This is a genomic window from Kocuria aegyptia (assembly GCF_039530085.1).
Lineage (GTDB): Bacteria > Actinomycetota > Actinomycetes > Actinomycetales > Micrococcaceae > Kocuria > Kocuria aegyptia.
Map to the genome: position 1 here is coordinate 81,647 of NZ_BAAAOA010000015.1, position 22,442 is coordinate 104,088.

23 protein-coding genes are annotated in these 22,442 nt (G+C 69.0%); 4 read left to right on the forward strand and 19 right to left on the reverse strand.

Features of this window, described 5'->3' with window-relative positions; translation table 11 throughout:
* Window positions 1-115 precede the first annotated feature (115 nt).
* Genes ABD220_RS06745 through ABD220_RS06760 form a run of 4 tightly spaced genes read right to left on the reverse strand, consistent with a single transcriptional unit; the run spans window position 116 to window position 2,237 of the window.
* The gene (locus ABD220_RS06745) at window positions 116-955 is read right to left on the reverse strand and encodes a sigma factor (protein WP_344120971.1); all 840 of its coding nucleotides are present in this window, start codon (window positions 953-955) and stop codon (window positions 116-118) included.
* A gap of 51 nt (window positions 956-1,006) precedes the next feature.
* The gene (locus tag ABD220_RS06750; protein ID WP_344120973.1) at window positions 1,007-1,399 is read right to left on the reverse strand and encodes a RidA family protein; all 393 of its coding nucleotides are present in this window, start codon (window positions 1,397-1,399) and stop codon (window positions 1,007-1,009) included.
* On the reverse strand, window positions 1,396-1,992 hold the full coding sequence (locus ABD220_RS06755) for a CGNR zinc finger domain-containing protein (protein ID WP_344120974.1): 597 nt from the start codon (window positions 1,990-1,992) through the stop codon (window positions 1,396-1,398). The genes ABD220_RS06750 and ABD220_RS06755 overlap by 4 nt, the downstream gene beginning before the upstream one ends.
* A complete protein-coding gene (locus ABD220_RS06760) occupies window positions 1,989-2,237 on the reverse strand; it encodes a YdeI/OmpD-associated family protein (RefSeq protein WP_344120976.1) in 249 nt (82 codons plus the stop codon). The genes ABD220_RS06755 and ABD220_RS06760 overlap by 4 nt, the downstream gene beginning before the upstream one ends.
* A gap of 242 nt (window positions 2,238-2,479) precedes the next feature.
* On the opposite strand from ABD220_RS06760, the gene ABD220_RS06765 reads away from it, so the two are divergent.
* Window positions 2,480-3,070, forward strand: coding sequence for a GNAT family N-acetyltransferase (locus tag ABD220_RS06765; protein WP_344120978.1), 591 nt, complete (start codon window positions 2,480-2,482; stop codon window positions 3,068-3,070).
* A 287-nt stretch (window positions 3,071-3,357) separates the two neighbouring features.
* On the opposite strand, the gene ABD220_RS06770 is transcribed toward ABD220_RS06765, so the two are convergent.
* Window positions 3,358-4,182, reverse strand: coding sequence for an alpha/beta fold hydrolase (locus ABD220_RS06770; protein ID WP_344120980.1), 825 nt, complete (start codon window positions 4,180-4,182; stop codon window positions 3,358-3,360).
* A 146-nt stretch (window positions 4,183-4,328) separates the two neighbouring features.
* Entirely contained in the window at window positions 4,329-5,864 is a 1,536-nt protein-coding gene (locus ABD220_RS06775; RefSeq protein WP_344120982.1) for a glycosyltransferase family 39 protein, read from the reverse strand.
* Between the two features lie 1,121 nt (window positions 5,865-6,985).
* On the opposite strand from ABD220_RS06775, the gene ABD220_RS06780 reads away from it, so the two are divergent.
* Window positions 6,986-7,387 carry a YciI family protein gene (locus ABD220_RS06780; protein ID WP_344120984.1) on the forward strand — a complete coding sequence of 134 codons (402 nt, stop codon included), beginning with the start codon at window positions 6,986-6,988 and terminating at the stop codon, window positions 7,385-7,387.
* A gap of 3 nt (window positions 7,388-7,390) precedes the next feature.
* The gene (locus tag ABD220_RS06785) at window positions 7,391-8,638 is read left to right on the forward strand and encodes an RNA polymerase sigma factor (protein ID WP_344120986.1); all 1,248 of its coding nucleotides are present in this window, start codon (window positions 7,391-7,393) and stop codon (window positions 8,636-8,638) included.
* Window positions 8,639-8,848: 210 nt separating this feature from the next.
* Here ABD220_RS06785 and ABD220_RS06790 read toward each other — a convergent pair whose 3' ends face one another.
* From ABD220_RS06790 to ABD220_RS06810, 5 genes are all read right to left on the reverse strand, one after another.
* The gene (locus ABD220_RS06790; RefSeq protein WP_344120989.1) at window positions 8,849-9,139 is read right to left on the reverse strand and encodes a putative quinol monooxygenase; all 291 of its coding nucleotides are present in this window, start codon (window positions 9,137-9,139) and stop codon (window positions 8,849-8,851) included.
* A gap of 342 nt (window positions 9,140-9,481) precedes the next feature.
* Window positions 9,482-10,300 (reverse strand): alpha/beta fold hydrolase, encoded by an 819-nt coding sequence (locus tag ABD220_RS06795; protein ID WP_344120991.1) that lies wholly within the window; start codon window positions 10,298-10,300, stop codon window positions 9,482-9,484.
* 15 nt (window positions 10,301-10,315) lie between these two features.
* A complete protein-coding gene (locus ABD220_RS06800) occupies window positions 10,316-11,125 on the reverse strand; it encodes an alpha/beta fold hydrolase (RefSeq protein WP_344120993.1) in 810 nt (269 codons plus the stop codon).
* Complete coding sequence (locus tag ABD220_RS06805) at window positions 11,122-11,631, reverse strand: SRPBCC family protein (protein WP_344120995.1); 510 nt, start codon at window positions 11,629-11,631, stop codon at window positions 11,122-11,124. The genes ABD220_RS06800 and ABD220_RS06805 overlap by 4 nt, the downstream gene beginning before the upstream one ends.
* Window positions 11,628-11,969 (reverse strand): ArsR/SmtB family transcription factor, encoded by a 342-nt coding sequence (locus tag ABD220_RS06810; RefSeq protein ID WP_344120996.1) that lies wholly within the window; start codon window positions 11,967-11,969, stop codon window positions 11,628-11,630. Before ABD220_RS06810 ends, ABD220_RS06805 begins: the two co-directional genes overlap by 4 nt.
* 449 nt (window positions 11,970-12,418) lie before the next feature.
* Between ABD220_RS06810 and ABD220_RS06815 the strand changes: the two genes are divergently transcribed.
* Window positions 12,419-13,006 carry a recombinase family protein gene (locus ABD220_RS06815; RefSeq protein WP_344120997.1) on the forward strand — a complete coding sequence of 196 codons (588 nt, stop codon included), beginning with the start codon at window positions 12,419-12,421 and terminating at the stop codon, window positions 13,004-13,006.
* Window positions 13,007-13,010: 4 nt separating this feature from the next.
* Here ABD220_RS06815 and ABD220_RS06820 read toward each other — a convergent pair whose 3' ends face one another.
* From ABD220_RS06820 to mihF, 8 genes are all read right to left on the reverse strand, one after another.
* Window positions 13,011-13,604: a recombinase family protein gene (locus ABD220_RS06820; protein ID WP_344121284.1), complete on the reverse strand. Its 594-nt coding sequence runs from the start codon at window positions 13,602-13,604 to the stop codon at window positions 13,011-13,013.
* A 975-nt stretch (window positions 13,605-14,579) separates the two neighbouring features.
* The gene (locus tag ABD220_RS06825) at window positions 14,580-16,061 is read right to left on the reverse strand and encodes a glutamate-cysteine ligase family protein (RefSeq protein ID WP_344120998.1); all 1,482 of its coding nucleotides are present in this window, start codon (window positions 16,059-16,061) and stop codon (window positions 14,580-14,582) included.
* A gap of 128 nt (window positions 16,062-16,189) precedes the next feature.
* On the reverse strand, window positions 16,190-18,304 hold the full coding sequence (locus ABD220_RS06830; RefSeq protein WP_344120999.1) for a primosomal protein N' family DNA-binding protein: 2,115 nt from the start codon (window positions 18,302-18,304) through the stop codon (window positions 16,190-16,192).
* Between the two features lie 2 nt (window positions 18,305-18,306).
* Window positions 18,307-19,512, reverse strand: a complete 1,206-nt coding sequence (metK, locus tag ABD220_RS06835) for a methionine adenosyltransferase (RefSeq protein ID WP_344121000.1) — start codon at window positions 19,510-19,512, stop codon at window positions 18,307-18,309.
* Window positions 19,513-19,593: 81 nt separating this feature from the next.
* Window positions 19,594-20,820: a bifunctional phosphopantothenoylcysteine decarboxylase/phosphopantothenate--cysteine ligase CoaBC gene (coaBC, locus tag ABD220_RS06840; protein WP_344121002.1), complete on the reverse strand. Its 1,227-nt coding sequence runs from the start codon at window positions 20,818-20,820 to the stop codon at window positions 19,594-19,596.
* Between the two features lie 34 nt (window positions 20,821-20,854).
* Window positions 20,855-21,400 (reverse strand): DNA-directed RNA polymerase subunit omega, encoded by a 546-nt coding sequence (gene rpoZ / locus ABD220_RS06845; RefSeq protein WP_344121003.1) that lies wholly within the window; start codon window positions 21,398-21,400, stop codon window positions 20,855-20,857.
* A gap of 29 nt (window positions 21,401-21,429) precedes the next feature.
* The gene (gene gmk / locus ABD220_RS06850; protein ID WP_344121005.1) at window positions 21,430-22,029 is read right to left on the reverse strand and encodes a guanylate kinase; all 600 of its coding nucleotides are present in this window, start codon (window positions 22,027-22,029) and stop codon (window positions 21,430-21,432) included.
* A 72-nt stretch (window positions 22,030-22,101) separates the two neighbouring features.
* Window positions 22,102-22,416 carry an integration host factor, actinobacterial type gene (gene mihF, locus ABD220_RS06855; protein WP_344121006.1) on the reverse strand — a complete coding sequence of 105 codons (315 nt, stop codon included), beginning with the start codon at window positions 22,414-22,416 and terminating at the stop codon, window positions 22,102-22,104.
* Between the last annotated feature and the right edge of the window lie 26 nt (window positions 22,417-22,442).

The following is a 22,442-nucleotide window of genomic DNA, read 5'->3' on the forward strand; positions in this document are numbered from 1 at the left end:
TCCGCAGTGATGCGTTCAGTCGTGGGGTTTCATTTCGAGTCCCACCTTGATGACGAACGCGGCGCCGCTAATGTGACCACCCGGTGCCAGCAACCAGAAATCATAGAAGTCCACGCTACCTGCGCTCAGCAGCGGCCCGCCGGGTGAGCGTTACCAGCACGTCCTGCTCGGCACGGAAAGTGATCTTTCGAACAACACCGTTCGTGATGCTGAAGTCGAAGGCCACACGAGGTTGACCGCGATGGAACCAAGCGGCACCAGGGCGATCACCGACGAACACTGGTAGCGCGGCCTTCGCGGCACCGTCGAACATCATGGCGACCTCCTCCCGTCCCTCGAGTCGTTGAGGAGTACCAGCAACGACAGCCTCGGCATCAGCGGTCACCAGGACATCGGGTGCGAGGAGGTGGAGTAGGCGCGCGAAGTTGCCACCCCGGGCGGCTGCGAGAAAGGCATCGACGACTTCCCAGTCAGCCGGTGTCCCCCCTGGCGCAGCAGCCGAAACTTTCGAACGAGCTCGCGAGGCGAGCTTGCGGGCGGCAGGCGGGGAGACGACGAGGACGGTCGCAATAGTGCGAAAGTCCACACCGAAGGTGTCATGGAGCACGAATGCCACCCGCTCCGCCGGCGACAGGCGGTCGAGGACGATCTGCAGAGCAACCCCGACCGTGTCTGCCATAACCACATGCTCGACCGGGTCCGGCGCGATCTCTGTGTCAGTCAGTTGCACCGATTCAGTCGGCTCGGGAATCTTGGAACGGAGACGGTCCAGGCACAATCGCGTCGTGACCACCGTCAGCCAAGCGGGCAGATTGTCGATCACGGCCTCGGTGCCGTGGAGGCGCAACCACGCCTGCTGGACCATGTCTTCGCCCTCGGCCCGGTCATCGAGCAGGCCAGCGGCGATACGTATGAGCCGAGGACGCTGCGCCTCGAACTGCTCAGTCAGGTCCATGAGGACACACCATAGGTGCCACCACGATCATCTGCGTCCGGCCCTGCAGTATCACTCAGGGATGATTGCTACGGCGTCGATCTCCACCAGAGCGTCGGGACGAGCAAGTCCTGCGACGGTGAGAACGGTGATGGCCGTGCGGTGGCCGCCCCAGACAGACTGCGAGGCGGCGAAGCCGGCGCGGATGTCGACGCCTGCCAGGAGGTAGATGGTGAGCTTGACGACGTGCTCAGGTCCGGTGCCGGCGGCAGCCAGGACGCTCAGCACATTGCGCATGGCCTGAGCAGTCTGCGCCTCGAAGCCGTCGAGCAACGTTCCGGTTGCGTCGGTTCCGTTCTGCCCTCCGACGTAGAGCGTGGGGCCCGCAGGGGCGATCACGCCCTGCGTGAAGGCGGGGTTGCTGTGCAGCTCGACCGGATCAACGTGGGTGGTCACGGTAGTCATGAGTGTTCTCCTTGGATGGCTCGGGCGTAATGGGTTCGAGCTTTCGCGCGGCCGCCGCAGCGGCGCATCGAGCACCAGCGGCGGCTTCCGGGACGTGAGGTGTCGAGGAAGATCAGGTGGCAGTCATCGGCCGCGCACTCTCGCACCCGGCCGGGGGGTGCCGTGAAGGTGCGGATTGCGTCATGGGCGATACTGGCGAGCATCTGCTCCGGGCTCGCAGGTGAAGGGGCTCGTGTGCCGCCCGGCAGGTGCGGAGGCACTGCCGGCCGGGCGGCCCACCGGTTGATCGTGTCGATATCCGTCACCCGCAGAGCCCGCCCGGAGCTGACCCGTCGGGCGCTCGAGGTGATGGCCGCGCGCAGCTGCCGTGCCCCTGCGTAATCCGATGCGCCGCTGGCGGGTCGGGGCGGGCCGAAGCGATCGGTGAGCCACGCGTCCAGGTCAGCCGGCGAGCGCAAGCTCTCCCAAGCGTCAATGCCGTACCCGAAGTCGCCGGTATAGCCGAAGTCGAGGCTGATAGCACCGGAGTCGAAGAACCATCGGTGCCCATCAGAGGGAACGAGCCACTGGCCCGTCTGGTGCCTATCGCTCATGCCGGTTTCCGATCCTCGCGCGACGGGGCGTGCGCCATGCCCATGTACATCCCACCGCAGGAGAGTTCCTCGAGCATCTGCCCGATCCGTCGTGAACGCGTGTCCGCGTTCTGGGCTTGGCCTGTCCAGCCCAGGTAGTCGTTGCGCTGATACCCCGGCCGACCGTCGTCATCAGCCTGCACCCCTGCGGCGGCGAGGGCTGCGGCGACATCGTGGGGCATCGAATGGCGAGCCCGAGGTGACATGGCACCATTCTAACCACTTATAGTGGTTAGAGGACTACCTTTTCTGTGGAGCGGCAAGCCATCGCTGGACGCCTCTGCTCCCACCATGTGAGGCTCTTGCCCTTGAACAGATCAGAATCGTGCCTAGCGTCAACGTTCCTGGACATCACATCTATATGCGAGCTGGGGGTTAGGTCCTGGTCGCATAGCTGCAGATTGCCCTGATACCGGGCCGAGACGTCTCGGCTCAATAGCCTGGCGGCATGGACTTCCTTGCGATCCCGCCTCTGCGCGGTGCCCTGGCTTCGATCGAACCGTTGACGCCCGAGCATGCCGAGGAGCTGGCGGCGGCGGTGGCCGAGGACGAGCTCTACAAGCTCTGGTACACCCGTTTGCCCTCCCCGGATGAGATGAGCGCGGAGATCGAGAAGCGGCTGGCCGGCCACGCCGCCGGTCAGGTCGTGCCGTGGACCATCCGTGCCGCGGACGGGCGGGCGGTGGGGATGACCACATTCCTCAACATCCGCCCTGATCACCGCCGCCTGGAGATCGGCTCCACCTGGATCGCCCCCAGCGCACAAGGCACCGGGCTGAATACGCAGGTGAAGCTGCTGCAGCTCACCCACGCCTTCGAGACCCTGAACTGCATCGCCGTGGAGTTCCGCACCCACTGGCACAACCACCGCTCCCGCGCCGCCATCGCCGCACTGGGGGCCAAGCAGGACGGGCTGCTGCGCAACCACGACCTGTGGCGGGACGGGACCATGCGCGACGTGGTGGTGTTCTCCATCATCGACTCCGAGTGGCCCACCGTGCGGCTGTCACTGACGGAGAAGCTACGCACCCGCAGTTGAGCCCCGACGATCGCCACCACAGCCCTGGGGACCCCTCCCCGATGCGGTGGGAGGGCCCTCGACTCGTCGGTCGTGTGGTGGCGCAGACGACTCGTCGCAGACTGTGGAGCATGATCCCCAGCAACAACAGTGGCCGCAGCCTAGAACGGACTGAGGTCGTTGATACCCGGGTCTCCCGATCCCGAGGAGAAAGCCATGATCCGGCAGGACCATGAACGCCACCGTCATGCCAAGCACCGGCGTCGGGTAAGCGCCGATGGACTTCCACCCTGGACTTGGTTCTTCTTTTAGGTGCGGGAAAGCATCTGGAGCCACCGGGTGAGTTCGGTGGCCAATGCCACTGGAGCGTCATAGTGAATCAGGTGTCCTGATTGGGGGACGAGGGACAAGGTACTTCCCGGGATCACCTTGTGCAGGCGGTGAGCCCGGTCGGCTGGGATCCACGTGTCGTTCTCACCCCAGATGATGTGCGTCGGGATGCTCATCGATACCAAGAGTGGCTCCAAGACAGCGGTGTAGGCCTCGTCCGCTTGGGCGATCTGGCGGTAAAACGCTGCCTGTCCTATCGCCCCGCACCATGGGTCGGCCAGATCCGTCATGTTCTCCGCGCGGAGACCGTGGTGGCTCGCTCCGGCGATGTACGCCTCGAGCACGGCTCGATGCACGGCTTCAGGTAACTGGGCGAAGACCTCGGTGTTGTCCTTGATCAGATTGAAAAAAGGAGACCCCCAGGGACGTAACGCGACAGCGTCCACTAAGCACAGGGAAGCGAAGGGCGCACCGTGCAGGAGGTGGGCGCGCAAGGAGACCGCACCCCCATAGTCGTGGGCGATCACATGCGGATCCTGGAGGGCCCAGTGGTCTAGTAGCGCTAGGAATGCTTCGCCCTGCACGACCAGGTCTACATCGTGGGAGGGGTCCATTGACGAGGCCCCGTAACCGGGCATGTCCCACGAATAGACGGTGTGATCCTTCGCCAGGGCTTCAGCGAAGGGCGCCCACAGGACGGAAGACCACGGAGTGCCATGGCAGAACACGACCGCGGGCCCAGAGCCTTTGGTGCCCCAAGCGATGCGGCGGCCGCGCCAGGTGAACTGCTCCTTCAGATTCATGCGCCCATGGTCCCATCACCATCCCCTCGGATCTGTAGTGCTGGGATGGGCGAACCAGCTCAAGCGGCGAAGATGACGCTTCGACCGCCCATCCAACGCATCCCAGGCTCGTTCCCCTTGTTGCCCTTCTTCTTCGCGATGGGGCCCTATCCGAGGTGGCGCACTTGCGGCCACAACTGCGCCCAAGACGTCAGCCGGTCCTGGCAGATCCACACTGGAGTGCCCTGCTCGTCGTTGTCCAGCCCGACGCCGTTGTCGACGCGTGCGGCGGGCTCGACCGATCCGAACCAGCGTTGCAGGGACTCCCGGTCGTAGCCGACGACGATCACCGTCTGGGCATCCTCCGCTGGTGGGCCCCACTCGGCGTAGCTGTTGTGGCCGCTGTAGGCAGGTGGCAGGCCCAGCTCGGTGCGGTAGCGGTCGATCGCCCCGGCCTGTCCGTAGTTGCGAGTCAGCACCACCACGCCGGTCCGGTCCGCAGTGGGCAGGCCGGCCTGTATGTCGGCGATGGTGTGCACGAAGGCAGCCCAGCCGACGGTCTCGCCGGCGTCATAGTTGATGTCCACGACCGGGGTGGCCCCCAGGTGCTGGACCGGCACCAGTGGCAGGAACAGCACCGTGGAGATCGCCGCGCTCACCGCCAGAGCACCGGCGAGCAGCGTTCTGCGCAGCCGGGTGGCGCCCCGACCCGTCCAGCGCAGCACCGGATCCAAACCGGCGGCCAGCAGCACCGGATACAAGCCCGCCAGATAGTACGGCTTGCCCCCGGTTACCAAGAACACCCCTGCCAGCAGCGGGTAGGCGACGGCGAAGGCACGGAAGGTCCGCAGCGCGGGGTCCCGGGCCAGTCGCCACAGGCCCGCGCCCCACACCGGCACGAGCAACGGACTGATCAGGACCAACTGGTAGGGCAGGAACAGCCACCGGGGCTCGCTCGTGCCGGAGCTCCCGGCGGCGATCGCGCTGGAGAGCTCCAGCTGCGGCCAACCATGGGCTGCCTGCCAGAGCAGGTACGGGGCCCACAGCGCCAGCGCGACCGCGGCCGCCAGCCACGGCCAGCGACTGCGCAGCACCTTACGAGGCCCGACGAACAGTAGACCTGCTGCCAGTCCCGCCAACAAGAACACGACCAGCACCTTGTTCTGCAGGCCGACCCCGGCGAGCAAGCCGACCAGCAACCAGTGGTAGCCACCGTGACGCAGCGCGCGGACCACCGCCCAGGACACTGCCGTCCAGCCCAGGAGGTCAAATGTGCTCGTGGACAGCAGGTGCCCGACGGCGAGCAGGATCGCCGAGACCGCCATGCACGCTGCGGCGAGCACCTGAGCACCACGCGTCCCGCCGAGCTCTCGAGCAAGCAACCCGGTGAAGAACACCACCAGCCCCACGGTCACCGCGGAGGCCAGACGCAGGCCGACCAGAGAGCCCCCGAACAGCTCGCTGGCCACCCGGGCCAGCAAAGGCGTCAGCGGTGGCTGGTCGACGTAACCGAACGCGAGTTCCTGTCCGGCGCGCAGGAAGTACAGCTCGTCGCGGTGGTAACCGTATTCGCCACTGAGTGAGATCAGCACCCCCACGACCAGTGCGGCCACGCCACCCAGCGCCGGCCATGCGAGCGGGGCCGGTAGTAATTCCTGACGGGGGGACGCATCCAGTGCCGAGGAACCGGTGCTCACGGTCATGGAATTCCTTTCTGGCCATAGGGGCACCACGCACTTCGTCCCCACTCCACGAGTAGCGAGGTCGGGTTGGCATACGTCTCAGCGACCCGGACCGGACAGCGCCGTCCGCAAGCCGCGTCCGGATCAAGTGATCCTGGAGGGCCGGGCGAAGCGGTCCAGGTACCGCCGTCGACGACGGGCCCGCTGCGCCTCCGCACGATGTTCGTGATGCTCCGGCCAGATCAACTCGGGCGACAGGAACGTCATTGTGGTACCTCTCGGTGAGGGCGCGGATCTCTCCGTGCGACTGTTGATGGCAGCAATGCTCCTCGCCATGGCATCTCGCCACCAGTGGCACTCATGACGGTGTACGTCGAGTTTCTGCCATATCCGTGCGGCCCTGAGGACATGATCCGTACCGTCTCCACTGTGATCTTCGACGAGATCTCCCCTCTCGAGCTGGGGGTGTCCTACGAGGCGTGGGGTATCGACAATTCCTACTCGTGGCTACGCTGGCGGAGTGCACGATGATCGGTCAACTGGCCATCCCGGCCGAGGATCGGGTGCCGTTGAACGAACTGAGTTGATCAGGATAGGTGCACACATTGCAACGCAGCCCCGTGTTCCTCGGCAACTGCGCCCCTCAGCACGGCAGCCGCTTGCGGTAGGTGGTCGAAGCGGTCAGGGAGCCTGTGACCCCCGAGCCAGGACCCCCGCTCATCTCTGCCGGCTTCCCTTTCTCATCGTCCCGTGCTTTCAGGGCGATCCCGGTTGCTGCGGCATCACATCTGCGTCTGGCAAACCCGATGAGCCCAGTGACAACTGGATCGACTTCCACATCAGCATATGAACTCCTTCCGGAGGGAACATTGACCGAGGAATCGTCATCGTGCGCCTCCACGCGCCGGACAGGAACTACTCCTGGCCTTGACGACCGCAAGGTCATGAACTACCAGACATGTCGTACGTGAACAGAGGTCACGGACCGCGGTACGAGGAATCGGGCAGGCTGACTGGCGCAGACGGCCTCGACCGCCTGCAGGAGGCGCATAATTCACCAGCGCGAAGTGTCGAAGCTGCGCTGTGTGGTCCGACAGTGGGGTGAGGCGCCAGGATGGCGTCCGAGACGGAGGGAGTTCGTGATGAGGTACATGCTGTTGATGAACTACGAAGGTGGTGCCGGCTGTGACGTGCCGATGAGCGAGTGGGCGCCGGAGGACATCGCCGCCCACATCGAGTTCCAGCACGCTCTGGGCCGCGAGCTCACCACCACCGGTGAGCTGGTGGACGGCCAGGGCCTGGCCGCCCCGGACGCCAGCAGAACGGTCACCTGGGACGGGCGCAACGCGCCGGTGGTCACGGACGGGCCCTTCGCTGAGTCCAAGGAGTTCCTGGCCGGGTACTGGACCGTGGACGTGGACTCCGTGGAGCGTGCCCTCGAGATCGCGGCCAAGGCCTCCGCCGCCCCGGGCAAGGGCGGGGTGCCCATCCAGCAGCCCATCGAGGTGCGGCAGGTGATGGCCGCCCCCACCGTGGAGAGCTGACCCGTGTCGACGGCCGACGTCCCCGAGGACCTGCTGCGCGAGCTCACCCCGCAGGTTCTCGGGACGTTGGCCCGCCGCTGCGGCGACTTCACCGCGGCCGAGGACGCCGTGCAGGAGGCGTTGCTGGCCGCCGTCGAAGCCTGGCCCCGATCCGGGATGCCGGCCAACCCGGCCGGATGGCTGGTGCGGGTCGCCCAGCGACGTCTCATCGACCAGATCCGCAGCGAGGCGGCTCGACGCGCCCGGGAGGAGCTCCTCGCCGCTGATCCCACCGCACCCGGCGGGGGACGCCATGACACGGCCTCCAGGACTGAGGCAGAGGACGACACGCTGACGCTGCTGACGCTGTGCTGCCACCCGTGTCTGCCCCCTGCCTCCGCGATCGCCCTCACGCTGCGTGCGGTGGGGGGACTGACCACGGCTCAGATCGCGGCCGCCTTCCTCGTCCCGGAGTCCACCATGGGACAGCGCATCAGCCGGGCGAAACAACGGATCCGCGCCGCCGGCGCCCGCTTCGAGCTGCCCGCGCCCGAGGATCGCCGCCAGCGGGGCAGGACCGTGCTGTCGGTGGTCTATCTGATGTTCAACGAGGCCTACGTCTCCCACGGGGACGGCCTGGACCGGCCGGACCTGGCCGTGGAGGCCATCCGGATCGCGCGCCTGCTGGTCGATTCCGCGCCGGAGGACCCCGAGAGTGCGGGCTTGCTCGCACTGCTGCTGCTCACGCATGCGCGTCGTCCGGCACGGACCGACCACGCCGGACGTTTGGTGCCCCTGGACGAGCAAGATCGTCGGCTGTGGGACGCGCACCTCATCCAGGAAGGCCGCCAACTATTACTACACGCTTTGAGCACCGGGACTGTCGGTCCTTATCAAGTGCAAGCGGCCATAGCGGCGCTGCATGACGAGGCGTCCTCGACCCAGGCAACTGACTGGCCGCAGATCGCCGCCCTATACACGCTCCTGGAACGGATGGTACCCAGCCCCATGGTGACGTTGAACCGAGCGGTTGCTGTAGGGATGGTCTCCGGCCCGCTGGCGGGACTCGATCTGCTCGAAGGCCTGGAGGCTCTATCGGATCACCATCGGCTCCACGCCGTGCGCGCGCACCTGCTTCAACGTGCCGGGCGATCGGTGGAGGCTCGCGCCGAGTTCGAGCTCGCCGCCCGGCTGAGCACCAACATCTCGGAACGCTACTACCTGACGACCAGGGCGGCACAACTCAACAGCACCGGGACCGACCGTCATTGACCCAGTCAACCCCTCGCCTCAGGTTTCCTGGCTCCATTCCGACGCACTGACCTCGATCTCGCCGCTTCTCCGTGGGAGCGGCGACGTGCCACCGTTGATCCCTCACTCGGAAGTTGCGACCGCAGAGGAACCCCTACTGCAACGTCGCTCCCGTAGGCAGTGTCCATTAGCCGGCCATATGCAAAGCGGCAGGTGGCGCAGGTGGCCCGCTCAGCCGAAAACTGGACCGGTCTTGGCGATGTAGTACTTGGCCATGTGGCCGCCTCGAAAATCGAGTTCCAGCCGAGGTGGGTTTGCTACGCTGCGCCACGCCAAGAGGTCCTCTTCGTTGTCCCACAGCTCATAGTTGTTGACACGGGTCGGGTCGACAGGGTCGGCACTGATGGCCAGGTCCACGCATCCTTCTGTCTGACGGGCACGTACGACGAGTTCGACGTGTGCGTCAACGTATCGATCCCGGTCGGAAGCATCCAGTTGAAAATATCCGGCGATGATGATCATTTAGGGTGCTTCCTTTTCGATGATCACAATGCGATCGTGGGACTCGGTGATGACTGCAGCCAGGATCTGTGATGCCCGTTGGTTTGCTGAATGGCCCTGACCGTGTCCCACAGCAGCTTTGAATGCACGGGGCGTGGCGTCTTGAATTCGTCCACCGGCGGTGCGGAGCCACGACGATCGACGTTCGATCCCGCGGGGTGGGCCGATCGCAGGGGGTCGACGATCGAGGCGACAATGATCTCGATCGACGCTCCGACGGCACTCCGTGATCGAAGGGGTGTCTTTTCCCATCTCCGTGGCTGCCGATGACGACCGAGAGGCGTTCCAGGGTGTGAATGGCTCCTACGCTCCTTCGTCCGTCAGGACCGCGCGCAGTGTTGTGGCGAAATTCTGGGGCTGGGCGAGGAAGCCTGCGTGGTCGCCGGGGAATTCGACCGGCCGTGTGCCGAGCAACTGCGCCAGTGCCGTTGATGCACGATAGGTGTCCAACCCGCCCGAATCGGACCCGATGCCCACGATGATGCGGGTCGGTATGGCCTTCAGCGCGGCGATGTCGGGGACATAGCGGGTAGTGCCCCGAATCTCGTGGGCGAAGAAGTGTGCGCCGTCGGCGAGAGCCTGCGCCGAGGGCTCCCTCGGCGGCTCGGCATGGACGTCGTCGCTGTCGTCGAATTCGGCGGCGGCCAAGAATTCCTTCCATGCCGGCCCTTGTCCCTCCCGGTGGAAGGTGTCGATGAGGTCCTCGATCCAGAGGCGCCGCTCTGCCGCCTCGGGCAGCAACTCCAGCAGCGGAGGTTCGTGGGCGATCAGGGTGCGCACCCGCCCGGGATGCCGAGCGACCAGCGCCAGCCCTGTCACCGCTCCACCGCTGGTGCCGAACACGTCGGCGGTTTCGGCGCCGAGGGCGTTGATGAGGGCGGCGACGTCGTCCGCCCGCACCTCAGGGGTGGAGTCCCGCTCGGGGTCGTCGAGGGTGCTTCTTGAGATGCCCCGCGGGTCGTGAGTGACGACGGTGTGGTCGCCCGCTAACGCCTCGGCCAGCGGAGCGAAGGCCGCAGCTGCCATCGGCGCTGCCGTGATCAGCAACAACGGACCCGTCGTACCGCGGACTTCGTAGTACAGGCGTGCCCCGGGGACATTGAGAACATGGGTGCTGGTCATGAGCGGTCCCGTCCTTTATGAGTCATCGGACGCGGTGACGGAGGCCCGGTCCGGATCGGTTGCCAGGAACCGCGCAATAACAGGACCCACTTCATCGGCGACGATGTCATGGGACTGGCCCTTGAGGACGTAGAGCGAGCCATCGGGAAGGCGGTTGGCCAGTGTCTTGGCCGCCTGAGTGACGCTGGGCGGGCTGTCGGATCCGGCGATCACGAGAGCGGAGGCGACGACGCGTTCCGGCAGACCGGGATCGGCGGCAAGGATGATGGACTCGTACTCGAGTGTGGGAGCGATCTGTTCCAATGCCGACCAGACCGGCGCCTGACGGATCTGCGCGACGACCTCTGGTGGGATGCCGACGGCTCGGGTCTGGAATAGTTCGACAGCGTCGCCGCGCCTGCCCTCCGTCAGTGCCGTGCGGATGTCGGCCGCCAGCTGATCGAAGAACTCCGCAGACTTGTCCTCGAGCGGGAACGGCGGGTCGTAGAGGGCGAGCCCGGTGATGGGCAAGCCCTTCTCGGCGGCGATCATGGCCAGGACGGCACCGGAGGAGTATCCGAACACCGCTGCGCTGCCGCCGGCCACCTCGATCATCGCTGCCAGATCTTCGACCTCGCGATCCACGTCGTAGGGCAGCGTGTCACCGCTGTTCCCGCGGCCCCGCCTGTCGTAGTTGATGACGGTGAAATGTGGGGCGAGGTGGGCGGCCAGAGCTTCTCCGGCCGAGCGGTCGTTGAAGGCCCCGAGCACCAGGACGAGCGCAGAGCCGGATCCGTGATGGTCGAAGCCGATCGGGGTTCCATCTGCTGAATGCACCGTAGTCATTGGGTCCTCCGTCGAATTGCGGGATCGCTGGCTGGTTCGGTGAGGGTTTTCGCGTACGCGGTGAAACGATCGAGCGAGGTGAGAAAGCCGGCCTGCGCGTCGGCTGCCATGATGGGTCCGGGAACGCGGGCCTGACGGATGTGCACCTCGGTGCGATCGTCACTCAAGTCGGTGAAGTCAATTGTGGTGACCATGCCGGAGTCGACGTCGGTCCAGACCAGCCGCTCGGGTTCGGTGACCTCATCGAAGACTGCGCGCATCCGGTATCGGCTGCCGTCTCTGTCGTTGACCATCATCGTCTCGAATACCCCGCCTGGGCGGGGGTCGATCACGATGCCGTCGATCGGGGTGGTCGTTCCGGTGGGGCCCCAGAAGTGCGTGAGGTGCTGTGGGTCGATCATGCATCGGAAGACGAGGGCCGGCGGTGCCTTGAATATCCGGGAGAAGTTGAGTTCTCCGGTGGGTTGTGCAGGGTCGTCGGTGCATGCTGCGGGGTCATTCGTCATTGCGGGGCCTCCTCGGGGTCCTGGATGTCGCGCAGGTGGGAGTCGAGCTTGTCGAAACGATCGGACCAGAGACGGCGGTTCTCTTCGATCCACGATTCAGCGGCGTCGAGGGCGGCCGTTTCGAGGCGGCACGGTCTGAACTGGGCGCGGCGTGAGCGCGAGATCAGCCCGCAGCGTTCCAAGACCTTGAGGTGCTTTGACACTGCCGGGAGTGTCATGGCGAACGGCTCGGCCAACTCGTTCACCGTGGCATCGCCCAGCGCGAGCCGGTCGATGATGGCCCGACGGGTGGGGTCGGCCAGTGCCAGGAATGTCGCATCCAATTGAGCAGTGGTCATAATCGAACTATACCTATTGGTTAAATAACCTGCAAGGAAAATACGCAAGGCGAGGCGGCGTCGCCCATCGGCTCGACTCCGAACCGGTCATGGCAGGAGTCGATGTGGGCGACAACCCCAGCGGTGGCCACGTACTCCTGGTCGCAAAACCGGATTTGTCGGGGCTTGTTCACCCTGCACACATGCCGGCACACGGAAAGGAGCAGACGGTTGCACGGGATGCTCATCGCGGCGCACCTGCAGATACGGCGCCTTCGGCCATCGGCACTCCACCCCCTGGTGCACCTCAGCATGGCGTACGGATTGTCTGAGCCCGCACCCCTTCCGGAGCGAGGCGAGGAAACGCTGGCCCGCAGGCGAGGACAAGGGCAATGACATGGGAACACCTCCGGAGAAGGTGTTGCATCGATCAACAGAACCCGGTGCCCGTTCTGCGCAACACTGGATGCATGGCGGGGAAGAAGGTCGGGTACGCCCGCGACCCCACCATCGAGCAGGACCTCACCGTGCAGCGCAAGGCGCTGCTGCACCTGGAGGTGGCCGAGGACCGGATTTGCGTGGACCACGGTCCGGCCGGGGCGCACCGGACCCGCCCGGGGTTGCGGGAGGCGATGGCTGCTTGCTGGCCGGGGGACACTTTGGTGGTCACCAAGCTGGATCACCTGGCCCGGTCGGTGCCGGATGCCCGGGGCACCGCCGATGAGCTCACCACCAAGGGTGTGGTGCCCTCCCCGGGCGGCAGTCAGTACGACCCGACGGATCCGGTGGGCCGGTTGCTGTTCAACGTGCTGAGCATGGTCGCGGAGTTCGAGTCCGACCTGATCCGGATGCGCACCCACGAGGGCATGTCCCTCGCCCGGGCCAAGGGCCGGCTGCGCGGCAAGCAGCCAAAGCTCTCGATCCTGCAGCGGCGCCATCTCATGGCGCTGCACGAGCAGCGCGAGCACAACAGGACCGAGCCGGCGGAGCTGTTCGGGGTGTCCCGGACAATGATCTACCCCACCATCCAACGGGAGACCACCAAAATCCCCCATTGAGAGCTCAGATGGCCGTAGTCTGCGGCAGCTCCCGAATCCGCCGGTAGAGGGTGGGCCTGGACATGCCCAGGTCGCGGGCGACCTGGGTGGCCGGCTCCCCACCGTCGATCAGCCGGAGGGCATTGCGGATCTGGGAGTCGGTGAAGGTCTGCCGGCGCCCGCCGAGGTCCTTGCCGGCGGCCCGGCGTTTGGCCACCGAGTCGGCGACCCGTTCGCGTTTGATCTCCAACTCCATCTGGGCCAGGGCGGCCATCACGGTGAACACCATCGACCCCATCGGGGTGGCCGTGTCCACGTCTCCCCCACCGAGGTTCAGCACCCGCAGGCCGGCTCCCCTCCCCCACAGCGCCTCGGCGAAGACCAGCATGTTCTGCGTCGAGCGTCCCAGCCGGTCCAGCGTGGTGATCACCAGAGTGTCGCCCTCCTCGAGCGCGGCCACCGCCCGGTCGAACTGCGGGCGCGAAGCACGTCCTCCAGACACTCCATGGTCCACATAGAGGTCATCACGCCGCACGCCGGCGGTCAGCAGGTCGGACACTTGACGGTCTGCGTCCTGCTGCCGCGTCGACATCCGGGCGTATCCGATCAGCTTCCCCACGTCCACTCCATCTGTCTCGCAGCCAACGTTGAGCATCCGATTCCAGGAGCATGGATAAAGCACAAGGATGCGAGACACACCGAACCACAGGAACATGCGACCGCAAATTCTCCGGACGAGACGTCTCGCATCCCATCGCGTGCGGTACGTCGAGCGTTTTGCTTCACTTCGCTCTTCTTCTGATGCAGATACACGGCGCAGGAGCGGGTGGGGGTGGGCGCCGGTGACCTCATACTTCTCCTGGGCGTCCAGCGTGTCGAAGCGCAAACGTTGCAGATCTTGCTGGTCCAAGAGGGAGACGGAGTTCTCGATCGCACCTTCCCCGATGGAGCGGCCACATTGATACCTGGCCGTTCGGACGTCGTGCAGACGGCATGTGGGCAACAAAAGGGAGGTGATCTGCTTAATCGCCTCCAGCAGACTGAGGGCCCCCGACTACAAGCGGTTCCATACGACCTCGGTCCTGCCCTTGTGTTCTCCGGTGATCGTCAGCAGCCCCCATGAGACTCTCCTGGACAGCTGTTGCCCCGTGGCGGCTCGGACCGCAGCGGGCAGTAGGCCCGGGGCAGCGGGGATGGACGGGGCGGGAATTCCACACATAGGTCCTACCCGCACGAACTCCCCGTCGAGCGTCCACGGGACCGACACCAGGCAGAACCGGTGCTCCCTGCTGGCCCGATTCGCCATGGACGGACTGACAGCCGAGGACTGCTCACGAATGCGCCCGTACGACCCAACCCGATCCGGACCGCGCCCGGGGCCATCGGAAAACGTGCAGACATCGCCTGAGAACTGAAGACGACTCTCACCGCACTGTCGCTCGGCCTGCGAAGACGCCGCACATCGGTTGAGCGGTCGAGTCACTGCGCACCGGTTCGGGTGCTCAGACTGCTGCCATGCACGGCTAGATAGGCCCTGCACGAGTTCGAACCCGGGTTTCCCGAGGATTGTCCAATGTCGCCCTCATCTCGACAGCTAGGGCACCGACCAGGTGTGCACCGGCTCGTTGTCGTCCATGTGCTCCGCGTAGGCCTGCAGCATCCGGCGCAGCGCGGTGGGCCGGTCGGCGCCGTGGCGCTCGAAGTGCTCGACCGCCCGGGTCTGCCACACCGCCCCGTTGACCCCGGAGACGCACCGGCCCTCGATGATCCCCAGGTAGCGCTCGCGCACCTCCGGGGCGACCCCCCACTCCTCGAGGCCCTGGTGGGCCAGCGGGAGGAGGTGGCGCAGCACGAGCTCGTCGGCGCTGACCTCCCCGAAGCCCGGCCAGTAGAACCGGGCGTCGATGCCGTCCCGGGCCGCGCGGGCGAAGTTCTCGGCGCAGGCGGGGAAGCTCATCCGCGTCCACACCGGCCGCTCCTGCCGGGCCAGCACGCGCCCGGCCCCGTAGTAGAACGCGGCGTTGGCCATCACGTCGGTGATCGTCGGGCCCGCGGGCAGCACCCGGTTCTCCACCCGCAGGTGCGGGCGCCCGTCGACGACGTCGTAGATCGGCCGGTTCCAGCGGTACACCGTCCCGTTGTGCAACCGCAGCTCCGGAAGGTCCGGGGCGAGCCCGGCCCGCAGCTTCGCGGCCGGGTCCTCCGCGGAGCACTCGGCCAGCAGCGCCGGGAACCAGCGGACGTTCTCCTCGAACAGGTCGAAGATCGAGGTGATCCAGCGCTCGCCGAAGAAGACCCGGGGGCGCACCCCCTGGTTCTTCAGCTCGATCGGGCGGGTGTCCGTGGCCTGGGTGAACAGCGCGATCCGGGTCTCGGCGTGGAGCCGCCGGCCGTAGAAGTACGGGCTGTTGGCGCCGAGGGCGACCTGGGGTGCCGCCAGCGCCTGGGCGGCGTTCCAGTGCGCGGCGAACTGCGCGGGGGTGACCTGCAGGTGCAGCTGGACGCTGGTGCACGCCGACTCGGGGGCGATCGAGTCGCACCACGTGTCGACGCGCTCGCCGGTGGGACCAGCAATCTCGAGCCGGATGTCCTCGCCGCGGGCCACGAAGATGGAGTCGTTGAGCGCCGTGTAGCGGTTGTTGTCGCTGATCCACTCCTGCTCGTAGTGCTCCGGCCGCAGGGTCGGCAGGATCCCGATCGTCACGATCCGCGAGCCGACCCCGCGGGCGGCGGCGTCCGCGGCGTTGAGCGAGGCGCGCAGGTCCTCCTCGAGCTCGAGCGCGGCCCGCCCGGGCAGCGGGCGCGGGGGGACGTTGAGCTCGATGTTGTACCGCGCCAGCTCGGTCTGGTACCCGGGATCGGCGATCGCGGCGAGCACCTCGTCGTTGTGGAAGTGCGGGTCGAACTGCCCGTCGACGAGGTTGAGCTCGATCTCCAGGCCCGTCATGGGCCGGTCGAACTCGAACGAGGAGCGGGCGAGCATCTGCTCGAACACGTCGAGGTCCGCACGGACCTTCTCCCGGTAGCGCTGGCGCTGCTCGCGCGTGTAGCTGCGGGAACTGACCTCTTCGCCCACGGTGGCCTCCGACTCCCGGCCGCGGCGCGGCCCCAGGACACCAACCAACCACACCGCGGCCCGCGCGCCAACACCCGGTTCCGCAGCGGGCGGACCGCCGCCCGCGGGCGGCTCCGGGCCGGCGGGCCTCAGAGCAGGTCGGTGACGTCGCAGCGCACGTGCACCGGGGGGTGCTTGCGCAGCGCGGAGGCCTTGGACCGGGTGGCCCGCAGGCGGCGGGTGACCTCGCCGGCCACGCCGTAGCCGAAGAACAGCAGGGCCCGGTGCGGGGCGGGCTCCCCGTCCGGACCGGGCTCGTGGTCCTCCAGGGGCGTGGGACCGATGACCCGCACGGCGGGCGGCAGCTCGAGGTCGGCCAGGAACGCCGCGACCGCCGCGGCCGGGCCCGTCACGGCCGCCGAGCGCACCGCCGGGGGCAGGCCCAGGGACTGGCGCTCCACGAGCTCGCGCTCGGCGTACCCGGCCGGGTCCCACCGCACGAGCGCGCCCACCGCGGCCTCGTGCTCGGCGGTGACCACCACGGTCCCGCCGTCCCGGGCACGGCGCACGAGCGCGGCCGCGTTGAACCACCGGCGCAGCGTCTGCTCCGCGGCGCGCAGGGCGGGGCGCATGAGCATCTGGTTGCCGTCCAGCAGCAGGGCCGCCGCGTAGCCGCCCTCCGCGACCGGCTCGGCCCCCGGGGTGGCCACGACGAGGGCGGGGGCGCCCGGGACCTCCGCGCGCACCGCGTCGCCCGAGGACGCCACGACCGGCACCTTCGGGAACGCCCGCCCGAGCTCCTCGGCGGTGCGCAGCGCCCCGACGGTGACCAGGCGCATCCGCGGGGACCCGCACGCGGCGCAGGACCAGGAGTGCGCCGAGCGGCCGCACCAGCCGCACCGGGGCGCCCCGCGCCGGGACACGACCCCGAGGGGCCCGTCGCAGGCGGTGCAGCGGGCGGGCTCCCGGCAGCGCTCGCACGCGAGGTGCGGGGCGTAGCCGGCGCGGGCGACCTGGACCAGGACGGGGCCGCGCTCGAGGGCCTCGCGGGCGGCGCGGTAGGCGGTCTCGGGCAGCCGCGCCCGGGAGGCCAGCGGGTCCCGGGCGGCGTGGAAGGAGTCCGCGGTGGAGACGATCCGGGGCGTGTGGACGCGCAGCACGTCCCGCGGGGGGGCGATCCGGCGGGCCCACCCCGAGCCGACGAGCCGCTGGGCCTCGGGGCTGACGGCGTGACCGGCGAACAAGGCGGCGCACCCGCTGCGCCCGGCGCGCAGCAGCAGCACGTCCCGGACGTGCTGGTAGGGGGCGCGCTGCTCCACGAGGTTCTCGTCCCCGTCGTCGAAGCAGGCCACGAGCCCGAGGTCGTCCACCGGCGCGTAGGCGGCGGAGCGGGTGCCGAGCACCACCCGGACCTGGCCGGTGGCGGCGGCGAGGAACGCCCGGTAGCGCGGGGTGGGGCCGTCCTCGGCGTGCAGGCGCACGAGGTGCTCCCCGCCGATCTCGTCCACGACCGAGCGCTCGAGCCGGGCCAGCGCCTTCTGGTCCGGGACCACGGCGACCGCCCCGCGGCCGGCCCGCCACGCCGCCCCGACGGCGGCGGCGAGGACGTCCGTCCAGTCGTGGGCGGGATGGGCGGGCAGCACCTCGACCACGGCCCGGGGCGAGGCCCCCGCCGCCAGCTCCGCCAGGAACCTCGGACCGCCGGCGTAGTCCGCCAGCGCGGCGTCGTGGGAGGGGCCCGGGGCGTGCGGGGACAGCCCGGTGGAGTGGCGCGGGGCCTCGGCCAGCCGCTGCTCGACCTCCTTCTCGACGCGGGCGACGCGGGGCGGGACGGCCACCCGGACGACGTCCGCTGCCGTCCCGGCCGAGCGGGCGGCGACGTCCTCGGCCAGCCGCGCGATCTCGGGGGCGAGCACCGGCAGCGGGGACATGACCCGGCGCAGGGGCTGGATCCGGTGCATGACCTCGGAGCCGGCGGTGCGCTCGAGCACGTAGCCCGTCAGCTCCTGGCCGCCGAAGCCGACCTTGACGCGGGCGCCCGGCACCGCCGCCGCGGCCAGCTCGGCCGGCACGAGGTAGTCGAACGGGCGGTCGAGGTGCGGGACGTGGGTGTCCAGCAGCACCCGGGCCACGGGGTCGTGCTCGGCCGGCAGCACCGCGCCCACGCCCTTCGCGTCCTCGCGGGGCGGCCGGGGCGGGAAGCCCGAGAGGAGCGACAGCTGCCGCGGGCCCTCCGCGGCGGCACCGGCGTCCTCCGGGTCCACGGTCAGACCCCGGCGGCCGACCGCAGGTCCGCGACGCGGTCGGTGCGCTCCCAGGTGAACTCGGTGTCGGCGCGGCCGAAGTGCCCGTGCGCGGCGGTGCGCGCGTAGATCGGGCGCTTGAGGTCGAGGTCCTCGATGATGGCCAGCGGCCGCAGGTCGAAGACCTCGCGGATGGCACGCTCGATCCGGGCGGGGTCGACCTTCTCGGTGCCGAAGGTCTCGACGTAGAGCCCGACGGGGGCGGCACGCCCGATCGCGTAGGCGACCTGGACCTCCACGCGGTCCGCCAGACCGGCCGCCACCACGTTCTTGGCGACCCAGCGCATCGCGTAGGCGGCCGAGCGGTCCACCTTCGAGGGGTCCTTGCCGGAGAAGGCGCCCCCGCCGTGGCGGGCCATGCCGCCGTAGGTGTCCACGATGATCTTGCGCCCGGTCAGGCCCGCGTCCCCCACGGGCCCGCCCCGGACGAAGTTGCCGGCCGGGTTGATGATGACCTGGGTGCCGGACAGGTCCAGCCCGGACTCCTCGAGCACGGGGCTGATCACGCTCTGCCGCAGGTCGGAGGCGAGCTGGTCGAGGTCGTAGCCCTCGACGTGCTGGGCGGAGACCACCACGGTGTCCACGGCCACGGGGCGGTCGCCGTCGTAGCCCAGGGTGACCTGCGTCTTGCCGTCGGGGCGCAGGCCGGGCAGCACCGCGGTCTTGCGCACGCGGGTGAGCTGCTCGGAGAGGCGGTGGGCGAGGAAGATCGGCGCCGGCATCAGCACCTCGGTCTCGTTGGACGCGTAGCCGAACATGATGCCCTGGTCGCCGGCGCCCTGGGCGTCGCGGGCGTCGCGGGCGGTTCCCTCACGGACCTCGAGGGACTGGAACACGCCCTCGTAGATCTCCGGGGACTGCTCGCCCACGCTGATGGACACCCCGCAGAACTCGCCGTCGAAGCCGTGCACCGAGGAGTTGTAGCCGATGTCGAGCAGCGTCTTGCGCACCACGTTGGGGATCTCCACGTACCCGCGGGTCTTCACCTCGCCGGCGACGTGCACCAGCCCGGTGGTCACCATGGTCTCGACCGCCACCGAGGACTCGGGGTCCTGGCGCAGGAGGTCGTCCAGGATGGAGTCGCTGATCTGGTCGCAGATCTTGTCGGGGTGTCCCTCCGTGACGGACTCGGAGGTGAACAGTCTCAGGTGCTGGGTCGTCTCGCTCACGGGAGACCACACTACCGGGCGCCCCGGACGGCGCAGCGCCGACCGGCGTCCGCGCCCGCCGGCCCGGGCCCGGAGGCCGGTTCAGGCGCGGACGCCCGCCAGTTCCTGCGCGATCCGCGCCACGAGCCCTCGGGCCACGTCGGCCTTGGACCCTTCGAGCACCTGCTCGGGGGCGCCGGTGGCGCTGAGCACGGTCAGCGCGGTGGTGTCCTGGCCGAAGACCAGGTTCTCCCCCACGTGGTTGACGGCCAGCAGGTCGCAGCCCTTGCGCACGAGCTTCCGGCGGCCGTAGGTCAGCGGGTCGGTGTCGGCGTCACCGGTCTCGGCGGCGAAGCCGACGAGGAGCTGGCGGCGCCGGGCGGTGTTGCGCAGGTCCACGAGCTCCCGCAGGACGTCGGGGTTGCGCACCAGCTCGAGCACGGGGTTGGTCCCGTCCTCGGCCTTCTTCAGCTTGGCGTCGGCGATCCGCGCGGGGCGGTAGTCGGCCACCGCGGCCGCCATCACCACGACGTCGGCCCGCGCGGCGGCGCGCACGCAGGCCCGGCGCAGCTGCTCGGCGGTGCCCGCGTGCACGACCTCGACGCCGGCGGGCACCGGGGTCTCCAGGTGGGCGGCCACGAGGGTCACCGCGGCGCCGGCGTCCCGGGCGGCGGCGGCGATCGCCACGCCCTGCTTGCCGGAGGAGCGGTTGCCCAGGAACCGCACGGGGTCCAGCGGCTCGCGGGTGCCGCCCGCGCTCACGAGCACCCGGGTGCCGGCCAACGGGCCCGCGGGGGCGTCGCCGCGCCCGGCCAGGCGCAGCGCGGCGTCACGGACGGTCTCGGGCTCGGGGAGCCGGCCGGGGCCGGAGTCGGGGCCGGTCAGCCGGCCGTCGGCGGGTTCGAGCACGGTGTGCCCGTGGGCGCGCAGCGTCGCGACGTTGGCCTGCACGGCGGGGTTGAGCCACATCTCGGTGTGCATCGCCGGGGCGAACAGCACCGGGGCGCGCGTGGCGAGCAGCGTGGTGGTGAGCAGGTCGTCGGCGTGCCCGTGGGCGGCGCGCGCCAGCAGGTCGGCGGTCGCCGGGGCGACGACGACGAGGTCGGCGGACTGGCCCTGGTGGACGTGGTTGACCTCGTCCACCCGGTCGAAGACGTCCGTGCTGACCCGCTGCCCCGAGAGCGCCTCCCAGGTCGGGGCGCCCACGAAGCGCAGCGCGGCGGCGGTGGGCACGGGCACCACCGTGTGGCCGCCCTCGGTGAACAGGCGCAGCAGCAGCGCCGCCTTGTACGCGGCGATGCCCCCGCCGATGCCGAGGACGATCCTCATGCCGCCGCGCCCCGCCGCCGGGGTGCCGGCCGGCTCACAGGTCCTGGAGGTCCCCGGGCTCCCGCCCCGGCTCCTCCGGAGCGGCGTCCGCGGCGTCGCCGGCGCCGTTGGGGGGGTTGTCCTCGCCGCCGCCGGGCAGGTCGCCCAGCGGCTCGACCGGGGTGTCGGCGCCCGAGGAGAAGTCCACCGAGGTGCCGCCGGAGAAGGGGGCGTCCCCGGAGAAGTCCACGGTGCTCTCCTCGGTGCCCTGGGCGAAGAAGTCGGCGCCGAAGACGTCGGCGGCGAGGTCGGCCTCCGTGGTGAGCTGGCCGTTCTCGGCGAAGCCGGCGTGCTCGACCGGGCGGCCCTCGATGAGGCCCTCGTCGATCTCGCGGAACGCGATGGACAGCGGCTTCTCGTTGAGCTGGGTGTCCACGAGGGGACCGACGTACTCGAACAGGCCCTCGTGCAGCTGCGAGTAGTAGGCATTGATCTGCCGCGCCCGCCGGGCGCCGAAGATCACGAGCCCGTACTTGGAGTCGGACTTCTTCAGCAGGGCGTCGATCGGCGGGTTGATGATGCCTTCGGTGTGGGTAGACAAGCGATTGCTCCAGACGGGGTGGACGGGTCTCAGGGTGCCGGCTCGGGGTCGACCCCCATGAGCTGCACGAGTTCGGCGGCGGCGCGCTCGACCCGGTCGTTGATCACGGTGTGGTCGAACTCCGGCTCTGCCGCGAGCTCCAGTTTAGCGGTTTCCAGCCGGACCCGCTGTTCGGCCGCCGTCTCGGTGCCACGGCCGACGAGCCGGGCGACCATCTCGTCCCAGCTGGGCGGGGCGAGGAAGACGAAATTGGCCTCCGGCATGGTGTCGCGGATCTGCCGGGCGCCCTGCAGGTCGATCTCGAGCAGGACGCTGCGCCCGCGCGCGAGGGCCTGCTCCACCGTGGAGCGCGGGGTGCCGTAGCGGTGCGAGTTGTGCACCACGGCCCACTCGAGCAGCCGGCCGTCGCGGGCCATGGCGTCGAACTCCTCGTCGGAGACGAAGAAGTAGTGGATGCCGTCGACCTCCCCGGGGCGGGGGCCCCGGGTGGTCGCGGACACGGACAGCCACACCTGCGGGTAGTGATCCCGGACGTAGGTCGAGACCGTGCCCTTGCCCACGGCAGTGGGGCCGGCGAGCACGGTCAGGGACGGGCGCGCGGCGCGGGGCGCGTCGGGGCTCACGGGCATCCTCCTGGGACTGGGGTGTTTCCCCCAATCTAGCGGATCGCGCCCGGGCCGTTCGCGCCCCGCCCGCGGACCTCAGCGGTCGAGGTGCTCGATGAGCGCCTTGCGCTGGTGCACGCCGAGCCCGCGCAGGCGCCGGGTGCGGGCGATGCCGATCTCGTCCATGATCGCCGCGGAGCGGACCTTGCCGATGCCGGGGGTGGCCTCGAGCAGGTCCGAGACCTTGAGCCGGCTCACGGCCTCGTCCCGGTCCGCCCGCTCGAGGATCTCGGCCACCGTCATGCGGCGCTCGCGCAGCCCCTTCTTCACCTCGGCGCGCGCCGTCCGTGCCCGGGTGGCCTTCTCCCTCGCGGCGGCTCGCTCGTCGTCGGTCAACGGACGCAGTGCCATGTGGTTCCTCCTCGTCGCCACGGACT

Coding starts and splice junctions, on each gene's coding strand:
- ABD220_RS06770 (WP_344120980.1), bottom strand. CDS start 4,182: ATGAATCTGAAGGAGCAGTTCACCTGGCGCGGCCGCCGCATCGCTTGG.
- ABD220_RS06765 (WP_344120978.1), top strand. CDS start 2,480: ATGGACTTCCTTGCGATCCCGCCTCTGCGCGGTGCCCTGGCTTCGATC.
- ABD220_RS06810 (WP_344120996.1), bottom strand. CDS start 11,969: ATGACCACTGCTCAATTGGATGCGACATTCCTGGCACTGGCCGACCCC.
- ABD220_RS06780 (WP_344120984.1), top strand. CDS start 6,986: ATGAGGTACATGCTGTTGATGAACTACGAAGGTGGTGCCGGCTGTGAC.
- ABD220_RS06795 (WP_344120991.1), bottom strand. CDS start 10,300: ATGACCAGCACCCATGTTCTCAATGTCCCCGGGGCACGCCTGTACTAC.
- mihF (WP_344121006.1), bottom strand. CDS start 22,416: ATGGCACTGCGTCCGTTGACCGACGACGAGCGAGCCGCCGCGAGGGAG.
- ABD220_RS06755 (WP_344120974.1), bottom strand. CDS start 1,992: ATGAGCGATAGGCACCAGACGGGCCAGTGGCTCGTTCCCTCTGATGGG.
- ABD220_RS06760 (WP_344120976.1), bottom strand. CDS start 2,237: ATGTCACCTCGGGCTCGCCATTCGATGCCCCACGATGTCGCCGCAGCC.
- ABD220_RS06815 (WP_344120997.1), top strand. CDS start 12,419: ATGGCGGGGAAGAAGGTCGGGTACGCCCGCGACCCCACCATCGAGCAG.
- ABD220_RS06805 (WP_344120995.1), bottom strand. CDS start 11,631: ATGACGAATGACCCCGCAGCATGCACCGACGACCCTGCACAACCCACC.
- ABD220_RS06750 (WP_344120973.1), bottom strand. CDS start 1,399: ATGACTACCGTGACCACCCACGTTGATCCGGTCGAGCTGCACAGCAAC.
- ABD220_RS06775 (WP_344120982.1), bottom strand. CDS start 5,864: ATGACCGTGAGCACCGGTTCCTCGGCACTGGATGCGTCCCCCCGTCAG.
- coaBC (WP_344121002.1), bottom strand. CDS start 20,820: ATGAGGATCGTCCTCGGCATCGGCGGGGGCATCGCCGCGTACAAGGCG.
- ABD220_RS06745 (WP_344120971.1), bottom strand. CDS start 955: ATGGACCTGACTGAGCAGTTCGAGGCGCAGCGTCCTCGGCTCATACGT.
- ABD220_RS06790 (WP_344120989.1), bottom strand. CDS start 9,139: ATGATCATCATCGCCGGATATTTTCAACTGGATGCTTCCGACCGGGAT.
- ABD220_RS06800 (WP_344120993.1), bottom strand. CDS start 11,125: ATGACTACGGTGCATTCAGCAGATGGAACCCCGATCGGCTTCGACCAT.
- gmk (WP_344121005.1), bottom strand. CDS start 22,029: ATGCCCGTGAGCCCCGACGCGCCCCGCGCCGCGCGCCCGTCCCTGACC.